The sequence below is a fragment of the Yersinia sp. LJYL362 genome, from assembly GCF_048323875.1.
This window is the reverse complement of record NZ_JBLWEX010000048.1, coordinates 1-9,034: the sequence shown is the minus strand read 5'-3', so window position 1 is coordinate 9,034 and position 9,034 is coordinate 1. Positions and strand designations below refer to the sequence as shown.

Genomic DNA, 9,034 nt, shown 5'->3' with positions numbered 1-9,034 from the left:
CCTGAAAGCCGGGTGTATCCGCATTAGCAATATTGGACGACAGGATCTCCTGTCGTTGCGCGCGCAAATTAAGCGCCTCTTGTTGAAAACGCAGAGCACCGTCCAGTTTGTCGAGCATAGTCCCCCCGCAAGGTTAGAATTTGGAGCCAACAGCATAAACGCCGTACAGGGAAGCCTATCGTCAGAATAAGAGCAAAATGCGTCGCTATTTGTCCCCTTAACCTCGCCGAGGTACAGGTACACTAGTGTGCAAGAGGGCAGCAGTGAGTGAAAAGGCAGCCCCTGGCGTTAGCGGGTTGTGTTGATGGAGAATAGTTTGATGGCAATGAAAAGAAATGGCGTCATAAAATGTGCATTGGGGGTGCTGTTGCTGAGTCAAGCCGTCACTCATCAGGCGATGGCGGCAGATTTATCAGCGCAGGTAAATCAATTCTTCCAGCAGCAATATCCGAATAAAGAGAGTCAGGTTAATGTGGTGATTAAAACCCCGCAGAGCCAGTGGCCACAATGTGAGATGCCGGAAATCACGCTACCAGCCAATGCCCGGCCTTGGGGCAATATTAGTCTGTCGGTGCGTTGTGATGGCGTGCGGCGTTTTATTCAGACGCAAGTACAAGTTAGTGGCCATTATGCAGTGGCAGCCCGTCAACTGGCTGCGGGTGCCAAAATCACACCGCAAGATATTGAAATGAAAAAAGGTCGGCTCGATACCCTGCCCCCCGGCGCGTTATTGGAACCCAGCTTTGCTCAAGGTGCTGTCAGTTTACGGCCAATCAATGCTGGCCAACCGCTGACACGCAATATGTTGCGCCGCCTGTGGATAATCAAAGCAGGGCAAGATGTACAGGTCTTGGCGCAGGGTGAAGGGTTTAATGTTAACAGTAATGGTAAAGCGATGAATAATGCGGCCATTCAAGATAATGTTCGAGTGCGCATGGCATCAGGCCAAATCGTCAGTGGTACCGTGGCCGACGATGGCTCCGTTCGTATTATGTTATAGTTATTAAAGTTTTTTTAACCTGTGCCGATAACCCTAATATGCAGTTATTTGCGGGTGAAATAGTGACAATCCCGCCATTCTTTTACTGAAAGATAAAAGTCTTGCGGGTCGATAAACGTCAATCCCGCTATAGAGGGAGCAACACAACATGAGTATTGATCGCACTCAGCCGCTATTACCGGTAACACCAGTGCAACCACGGGAAACCAGTGATATTGCACAACAAACGCGCAAACCTTCCGCTCAATCAAAAACACCGGTGAGTGGTACTGAGGTTAAATTGAGTGATGCGCAGGCAAAACTGATGCAACCGGGCAGCCAGGACATCAATGTAGAACGTGTAGAAACGTTAAAACAGGCGATCCGCTCAGGCCAACTGACCATGGATACCGGTAAAATTGCCGATGCCTTGCTCAAAAATGTTGCCGATGACCTGAAGAATAGCTAAACGTAACAACAATCGTTGACCGTAAAATTATTAACCGTAAAAGGATAGGTGGTGGTGGAAAGATTACAAACCAATCTGGACCAGCAACTGGAACTGCTTGAATCCCTTAAAACTGTCGTAGCACAAGAGCAGCAACTGCTGTGCTCCGGGCGGATTCAAGGTATCGTGCTGCAAGGCGTGACTGAACAAAAAAGTTCAATCTTGGCGACCTTGGCTTATCTGGACCAGACCCGGCTCACCACCGAAAAAAACGTAAATATTCAAACGCCCTACAGAAACGCCCCTGCGCTAGCGGAGCGCTGGCAACGTATTTTGGAACTGGCCGAAGGCCTGCGCTACGGCAACCTGCATAACGGGCTTTTGCTGCAACAGCATATTGAGCATAACACTCAGGCGCTGGCGGTTTTGAATACGCGTCACGGCCAATCACTATACGGGCCAGATGGCCACTCTAAAGGTGCCAGTTTACTGGGCCGCAAGATAGGTATTTAGCCCTACCGTATATTGATATCTCGACCAAATTTAATAATCCGCCAGAATTAGGCTGCCGCTCAGCGGGGTGTAGTTCTGCGCGAATCCTCTCTCTTTTGGTTTTCAATCTTATCTCATACTGTTACTCCCTGAACAAAAAAAGGCTTTTTCTCTTTTTTCTCGATGCCTTAGTCTGGCGTGACCAGGCCAATATTGGCCTAGTTTAAAGGAGGAAGTATGAAAAAACGGGATGTGTTACTGAGCTTGATTTTTTGCTGTACCATGACAATGTCAGTTCATTCGATAGCGCAGGTCAAAGAGCTTAACAACCGGCCGCCGGTGCCCATCTGCTATAACTGCATTTACCCATTTTGGTTTTAACACTGTTTTTTTTAACACGGTTTTGATGTAGCAATAGCCAATGTTAACGATAGTTGACGATGACCTGATTGTTAATCACTTGCAGCGGCGGATTGACCCGCCCTTTTCCTGCAATAAAGTAAACAAAAGTCAGTTGCGTCGCGGCCGCTTCTCCGGCCAACCCACGGCTCTGCCCGCTCCCACCGTCAAGTGGCATACAGCGGGTGGGAGTACATAACTTAACCTGCAAACCATCTGGTGCTGCTGACATTAATTGGTAGCGCCAACCCACTGAAATAATCTGCGCGTTTTCTTGAGCCAGTGCAACCGGTGATTGCAGCGGTTTGGCTGAGATTGCCACACCGCGAAAACTCTGAGTAATGCCGATATCGTCTGCCACCCATGAACCTGAAGCCGCCGCATTCAATGGCACTATCGCGAACGAAAGCATACTCCCCAGAATCACGGGAAAAAGACGAGTCAGCATCAGGCCGCTCCTATGGTTGAGGTCATGCGGATTTGGCGATTGTCGCCGATTTCCAGATTAGACAGTACCACCATCTGCGGCAGACTGCGGCGCAAGAAACGGGCTAATAATGCACGGAGCGCGTGGTTAACCAACAATACCGGCGGAGCGCCCAGCATCTCTTGGCGTTGCAGTGCTTGCTTAGATTGTTCCAGTAGACGGTCAGCCAGACCTGGCTCCAAACCGCTACCCCCTTGCAGTGCTTGTAATAACAAGCGCTCCAATGCGGCATCCAGCCCAATAACTTGAATCTCACCGGTGCCGGGGAACCACTGCTGGGCAATTGAGCGGCCCAGCGCGACGCGTACCACCGCAGTTAACTCATAAGGGTCGGTTTGTGTGGGTGCATGCTCGGCAAGCGTCTCAATAATGGTGCGCATATCACGAATGGATACCCGCTCCATTAACAGGTTTTGCAGTACCTTATGCAGCGTGGTCAACGTCACCACACCTGGAATGAAGTCCTCGGTCAGCTTCGGCATCTCTTGTGAAACTCTGTCCAACAGTTGCTGGGTTTCCTGACGGCCGAACAAGTCACTCGCATATTGGCTGATCAGATGGTTCAAGTGTGTCGCCACGACGGTGCTGGCCTCGACCACAGTAAAACCTTGAATCTGCGCTTGTTCACGTAATGCACTTTCAATCCATACCGCAGCCAAGCCAAAGGCTGGATCTTGTGTGGCTTCGCCGGGCAATGTTCCAACCGCATTACCTGGGTTTATCGCCAGCCAGCGGCCCGGATGGGCTTCGCCACTGCCAATCTCGACCCCTTTCATGAGTATCCGATAACTCGCAGGCGGGAGTTCCAGATTATCCCTGATATGAACGACCGGCGGCAGATAGCCCATTTCTTGAGCAAACTTTTTGCGGATACTACGGATACGCCCGAGTAACTCACCATTTTGCTGGAAATCAACCATTGGGATCAGGCGATAGCCGACCTCCATACCCAGAGGGTCTTCCAGCTGAACATCTGACCAGGTGGCTTCCGTGGCTTGTTGTTGATCCTGCATGACAGGTGCTTCTGCGGCTGCCGGTTGCTGCGACTGTTTACCCCGTAAACGCCAAGCGAGAGCCAATAGCGCCGCAGTGAAAAGCAGAAAAACAAAGTTTGGCATACCGGGCACCATGCCCAATAAACCCAGCACGGCAGCACTCAACACCATCACCCGCGGGTTGTTGAACAACTGGGTGACCATTTGCTGGCCCACATCCTGATCCGTGCTCACTCGGGTAACAATCACACCCGCCGCGGTGGATATCACCAATGCCGGGATTTGCGCAACCAAGCCATCACCAATGGTCAGCAGCGTATAGGTTTCTGCTGCATGGCCCACGGCCATATTGTGTTGAAGCACCCCGACTAACAAGCCACCGACCACGTTAATAACCATGATAAGTAACCCAGCAACCGCATCACCACGAACAAACTTACTGGCCCCGTCCATTGAACCGTAGAAGTCTGCTTCCTGTGTCACATCAGAACGGCGTTTTTTCGCTTCGTCTTCGCCAATCAAACCGGCATTTAAGTCGGCGTCGATGGCCATCTGCTTACCGGGCATACCATCAAGAACAAAACGTGCGCCAACTTCAGCAATACGCCCGGCCCCTTTGGTGATAACCATAAAGTTGATGATAACCAAAATAACAAAGACCACGATACCGATGGCGAAGTTACCGCCCACCAGAAAATGGCCAAATGCTTCGATGACTCGGCCCGCCGAGGCGCCTCCGGTATGCCCATCCATCAGAATGATACGAGTGGAAGCCACGTTTAGGGATAAGCGCAGTAAAGTCGAGAACAACAGAATGGTCGGGAATGCTGCGAAATCCAACGTACGCTGAGTAAACATCGCAACCAGCAATACCATGATGGACAGTGCGATGTTGAAGGTAAACAGCAAATCAAGGATGAAAGGCGGTAGCGGCAGCACCATCATCGACAAGATCATGAGGATTAAGATTGGCCCGGCAAGAATTTGCCACTGCGTATCTTTGAAGTTGCCCGGTAAACGAAGCAGGGCGGCCAAATTAGCCATTAGTCAGTCTCACTCTCTGTTGCAAAATCCAGCCCTTCCGGCACCGGCAGATGTTCAGGTTTTTTCGGGATTAACCCACCTTCCCGCTTCCAGCGTTTCAGCTGATACACCCAGGCAAGGACTTCCGCTACCGCCGCATAAAGGGTGGCTGGAATATGTTGACCCACTTCACTGTGCCGGAACAATGCTCTGGCCAGTGGCGGAGCTTCTAATAAAGGAATGCGATGTTCAGCGCCCAATTCACGGATACGCAGTGCTACAGCTCCCGCCCCTTTCGCCAAGACTTTTGGCGCACTCATTTTTGCTTCGTTATATTGCAACGCAACCGCATAGTGAGTCGGGTTAGTCACTATCACATCGGCTTTAGGCACATCTGCCATCATTCGCCGGCGGGCCATGGCCCGTTGCTGCTGACGAATGCGCCCTTTCACATGAGGGTCACCTTCTTGATCTTTAAATTCATCACGTATTTCCTGTTTGGTCATACGTAACTTTTTAATATGGCTGGTTATTTGGAAAAACACATCGAACCCGACCATTGGCGTCAGACCTAAAACCACCACTAACCCACAGAAAATAATTAAGTGGAGCGCGTCACCTAAGGCGGCTACCGGCGGGGCGGCCATAAGCCGCATCATATCTGGCCAGTTATGCCAGAGAAAAATACCGGTAACCCACCCCACTAACGTCGCTTTTAAAATGGCTTTCAGCAGTTCAGCCAGCGCCTGTGAGGAAAACATCCGTTTTAAACCCGCTATAGGGCTCATCCGTTTTAGGTCAAATTTGATGGATTCACCGCTAAACAGTACGCCGCCCAACAGCATCGGGACCGCCAGCGCTACTATCACCAACCCAGCAAAAATGGGTATCATGGCGATGAGCGTTTGGCGTAGTAACATGCCAATTTGACGCAGCATTTGCTTGTCATCACTGATAAGGCCGTGATTAAAGTGCAACCCTTGGGCAATCATGGCGGCCAGTTGCCTTGCCATCGATTCCCCCGAAACCCACAGAATAGCCAAACCGGCCCCGAGCATCAGCATCGAGGTCAGTTCGCGCGAGCGCGGTATCTGGCCTTTCTCGCGAGCCTTCTCCAGTTTGTGGGTTGTGGGTTCCTCACTTTTTTCTGCATCGCTATCTTCAGCCACAGCAATGACCCCTGTTAGAGTAAATGTTCCTGTTCAGCGTAAGCGTTCCCAAGTCAGGGAAATAGATAAACATCAAAATTGGTGTCTAGGATGACAAACATTCAGTAAGTCTATGGCTTGAACAACGTGATAATTGAGGGGTTATTTGCAGGATCACAGCATTAGAGCCGCGTTAACTGCCTGTTAGTGGGCTAGTTATAGTCAGATTTTGATAACCAGAAACACCCGCAACTCATGTTATATAAAACGAACAAGTTATCGAATCTACGTAATTCATATCTGAAAACATATTTATAAGCGCTGTAAACAAAAAACCAGCTCAGCTGCCATCCTATTAAAAGGAAATCAAAATGAAACAATTTGACGTTACATATGATGTTCTGGACAATAAACGCAAAGCATTCAGCCTAATAAAATCCACCGACACACTCATAATAAGAATGCACCCGGGGGCCGACTTTACCAGCATGATGATGCAGGTCATTGGCGGTAGTGATATACAATATGAGGTTATTTTTAATATTGCCGATGCTGACACCTATGTCGTCAATCTAAAAGCCCCAGCAAGTAGAGTGAGTGAAATAAAGAAAAATATCAATAATAATGAATGTGTTAGGTTCGCAGGACATGCATTTATCAATGAAATAAATAAAGAGCCAGTTATTTACACTGAGAACCTTTTCATTCAATTAAAAAATTATTTATCAGAGGATGACTGTGAAAAAATAATCGAGGAATATGATCTCGTTATTAAGAATAAAATATCATTTCTTAATAATGCTTACTTTGCATCGGTACCGAAAAATACTGGCGAAGATACTTTTACCATTGCCGAAAATATATTAAATCGTAAGGATATTGAACACTGCCATCCGGAATTAATTCATCATAAAAAAGCCAAAACTATTCATCCAAATCAGTGGCATTTAAAGAAAACCATCGTACACAGTGAAGTTGAGGTAAACGCCAGCGCGAATGTTGAAAACGCCCATAAAATCACCTTGGGTAAAGGGACGACGATTGCCGTCATTGATGACGGGTTTGATCTAGGCCATCCAGAGTTTTGGAGCGAAGGTAAAATTGTCCATCCTTGTAACCTGACACAAAGGGACATGGGGAACTTAGAGGGCGTTAATGAGGATCCTTCGCCGGAGCCAGGTGACAACCATGGTACTGCTTGTGCTGGTGTCGCCTGTGCCGATGGCCGCTATGGTGCCTCTGGCGTGGCACCCGAGGCTAAACTGATGCCAATACGACAAGCAGGAGGGTTAGGCTCACAAAGCGAAGCTTTCGCCTTTGCCTGGGCAGCAGAGCAAGGTGCGGATGTTATCTCTTGCAGTTGGGGGCCAGCAGATGGCCTGTGGCTAGACCCAGATGCCCCGGAGCATAATGTCGTGGCTGAAATGCCAGCACTGACCCGTAAAGCCATTGATTATGCAGTGAAAAATGGCCGAAAAGGTAAGGGATGCGTGATCTTTTTTGCCGCCGGAAATGGCAATGAACCCCTCGAAAATGATGGTTACGCCAGCCATGAACAAGTGATCGCTGTCGCCGCCTGCAATGACCGGAGTAAACGTTCTGTTTACAGCGATTATGGTAAAGCCCTCTGGTGCTCCTTCCCCAGCGGCGACATTCCTGCGCCTCACATGCGCCATCCATACCCCTACACCAAAGGTATCTGGACCACCGATATCCGTCATGAAGCGGGCTATAGTTCAGGTGACGCATTCACAGGGGATATTTTTGGCAATTACACCACTGTATTTAGTGGCACTTCAAGTGCCTGCCCCGGCGCTGCTGGCGTGGCGGCATTGATTCTCTCTGTGAATCCTTCACTGAAACATTATGAAGTCAAAGATATCATCCGCCAGAGTTGTGACAAAATAGATGAAGAAAATGGAGAATATGATGAAAATGGTCACAGTAAATGGTACGGCTACGGGCGCGTCAATGCCGAGAGAGCGGTAATCATGGCCCAAAAATGGAAGAAATGAGCCACTCCACCGGGGATAGCCTTAATTGACATCATCGCAAAGATAAATAAAGCAGATGAGCACTTTCTCATCTGCTTTTTAGGACGGTCAGCTTAGAAGCCCAGACTGTCGAGCAAATCATCAACCTGATCCTGACTGGCAATAACACCCGCGCCATTTTTATCCAATTGCGGCCCATTGAGTAAACTGTCAGTCGGTTTTTGCGGTTTTGATGGCATATCAGGGATATTCTCCATCAATACCATTAATAACTGCTTTTCAATCTCTTGCACGACATCCATCATGCGCTTGATGACCTGCCCTGTCAGGTCTTGGAAATCCTGCGCCATCATGATTTCCAATAATTGCGCATTAGTAAATGAGGTATGTTGTGGCACCACATCCAGATATTCACGGGTATCAGTGACCAGAGAACGGGCATCTGACAGCTCGATTGGATTCTCAAACCATTCATCCCAGCGAACTTTTAGTGCTTTAGCTGATGACTCCAGCTCATTTTGACGCGGCTGTGCTGCTTCAACACAGTTCAATGCTCTTTCCGCAGCCTGCGCTGTCATATGAACCACATAGTCCAGACGATCACGGGCATCTGGAATAGCTTCTGCCGCTTGGGCAATGGCCTGATCAAGACCCAACTCGCGCAAACTGTCACGTAACATCCGCGTCAGTTGACCAATGCGGCTGATTATATCACTGGCTGATGCCGCATCTGTTGCGGGCATTTGATGGTTACTCATCTCGCCTCCTTACATACCCAACTTTTCAAAAATCTTATTGAGTTTCTCTTCCAAGGTAGCGGCAGTGAAAGGTTTCACTACATAACCACTGGCACCGGCTTGCGCTGCTGCGATGATATTCTCTTTTTTAGCTTCAGCAGTTACCATCAGAACTGGCAGAGTACCAAGAGCACCATCAGCACGAATAGTTTTCAACAGGTCCAGGCCATCCATATTCGGCATGTTCCAGTCAGAAACCACAAAATCAAAACCACCCGTACGTAATTTATTCAATGCGTCTACGCCATCTTCGGCTTCTTCCACATTGTTAA

General features: G+C 48.9%; 10 protein-coding genes. 4 read left to right on the top strand and 6 right to left on the bottom strand.

Going from position 1 to position 9,034, the window contains the following annotated elements; genetic code table 11:
- The coding region (locus ACNSO8_RS01985; protein ID WP_418393662.1) for a flagellar basal body rod protein FlgB at positions 1-118 on the bottom strand (118 nt) is incomplete at its 3' end.
- Between the two features lie 201 nt (positions 119-319).
- On the opposite strand from ACNSO8_RS01985, the gene flgA reads away from it, so the two are divergent.
- From flgA to ACNSO8_RS01970, 3 genes are all read left to right on the top strand, one after another.
- A complete protein-coding gene (flgA, locus tag ACNSO8_RS01980; RefSeq protein WP_418393661.1) occupies positions 320-1,000 on the top strand; it encodes a flagellar basal body P-ring formation chaperone FlgA in 681 nt (226 codons plus the stop codon).
- A gap of 148 nt (positions 1,001-1,148) precedes the next feature.
- Positions 1,149-1,448 carry a flagellar biosynthesis anti-sigma factor FlgM gene (gene flgM / locus ACNSO8_RS01975; RefSeq protein WP_005168786.1) on the top strand — a complete coding sequence of 100 codons (300 nt, stop codon included), beginning with the start codon at positions 1,149-1,151 and terminating at the stop codon, positions 1,446-1,448.
- A gap of 51 nt (positions 1,449-1,499) precedes the next feature.
- On the top strand, positions 1,500-1,940 hold the full coding sequence (locus ACNSO8_RS01970; protein ID WP_418393660.1) for a flagella synthesis protein FlgN: 441 nt from the start codon (positions 1,500-1,502) through the stop codon (positions 1,938-1,940).
- Positions 1,941-2,343: 403 nt separating this feature from the next.
- Here ACNSO8_RS01970 and ACNSO8_RS01965 read toward each other — a convergent pair whose 3' ends face one another.
- From ACNSO8_RS01965 to flhB, 3 genes are read right to left on the bottom strand one after another with little or no spacing between them, the layout of a single operon-like run.
- Entirely contained in the window at positions 2,344-2,766 is a 423-nt protein-coding gene (locus ACNSO8_RS01965; RefSeq protein ID WP_418393659.1) for a flagellar protein FlhE, read from the bottom strand.
- A complete protein-coding gene (flhA, locus tag ACNSO8_RS01960) occupies positions 2,766-4,844 on the bottom strand; it encodes a flagellar biosynthesis protein FlhA (RefSeq protein WP_418393658.1) in 2,079 nt (692 codons plus the stop codon). The genes ACNSO8_RS01965 and flhA overlap by 1 nt, the downstream gene beginning before the upstream one ends.
- Positions 4,844-5,992 carry a flagellar biosynthesis protein FlhB gene (gene flhB, locus ACNSO8_RS01955; RefSeq protein ID WP_418393657.1) on the bottom strand — a complete coding sequence of 383 codons (1,149 nt, stop codon included), beginning with the start codon at positions 5,990-5,992 and terminating at the stop codon, positions 4,844-4,846. The genes flhA and flhB overlap by 1 nt, the downstream gene beginning before the upstream one ends.
- 350 nt (positions 5,993-6,342) lie before the next feature.
- Here flhB and ACNSO8_RS01950 point away from each other — a divergent pair, with 350 nt between their 5' ends.
- The gene (locus tag ACNSO8_RS01950; protein ID WP_418393656.1) at positions 6,343-7,986 is read left to right on the top strand and encodes a S8 family peptidase; all 1,644 of its coding nucleotides are present in this window, start codon (positions 6,343-6,345) and stop codon (positions 7,984-7,986) included.
- Positions 7,987-8,078: 92 nt separating this feature from the next.
- Here ACNSO8_RS01950 and cheZ read toward each other — a convergent pair whose 3' ends face one another.
- Entirely contained in the window at positions 8,079-8,723 is a 645-nt protein-coding gene (gene cheZ / locus ACNSO8_RS01945; RefSeq protein WP_005164477.1) for a protein phosphatase CheZ, read from the bottom strand.
- A 9-nt stretch (positions 8,724-8,732) separates the two neighbouring features.
- Positions 8,733-9,034 (bottom strand): chemotaxis response regulator CheY (gene cheY / locus ACNSO8_RS01940; protein ID WP_418393655.1); only part of this gene is annotated, 302 nt, incomplete at its 5' end.

Bases quoted from the DNA above. Each gene is read 5' to 3' on its own strand.
- flgA (WP_418393661.1), top strand. From the start codon at position 320: ATGGCAATGAAAAGAAATGGCGTCATAAAATGTGCATTGGGGGTGCTG.
- flgM (WP_005168786.1), top strand. From the start codon at position 1,149: ATGAGTATTGATCGCACTCAGCCGCTATTACCGGTAACACCAGTGCAA.
- ACNSO8_RS01965 (WP_418393659.1), bottom strand. From the start codon at position 2,766: ATGCTGACTCGTCTTTTTCCCGTGATTCTGGGGAGTATGCTTTCGTTC.
- flhA (WP_418393658.1), bottom strand. From the start codon at position 4,844: ATGGCTAATTTGGCCGCCCTGCTTCGTTTACCGGGCAACTTCAAAGAT.
- ACNSO8_RS01950 (WP_418393656.1), top strand. From the start codon at position 6,343: ATGAAACAATTTGACGTTACATATGATGTTCTGGACAATAAACGCAAA.
- cheZ (WP_005164477.1), bottom strand. From the start codon at position 8,723: ATGAGTAACCATCAAATGCCCGCAACAGATGCGGCATCAGCCAGTGAT.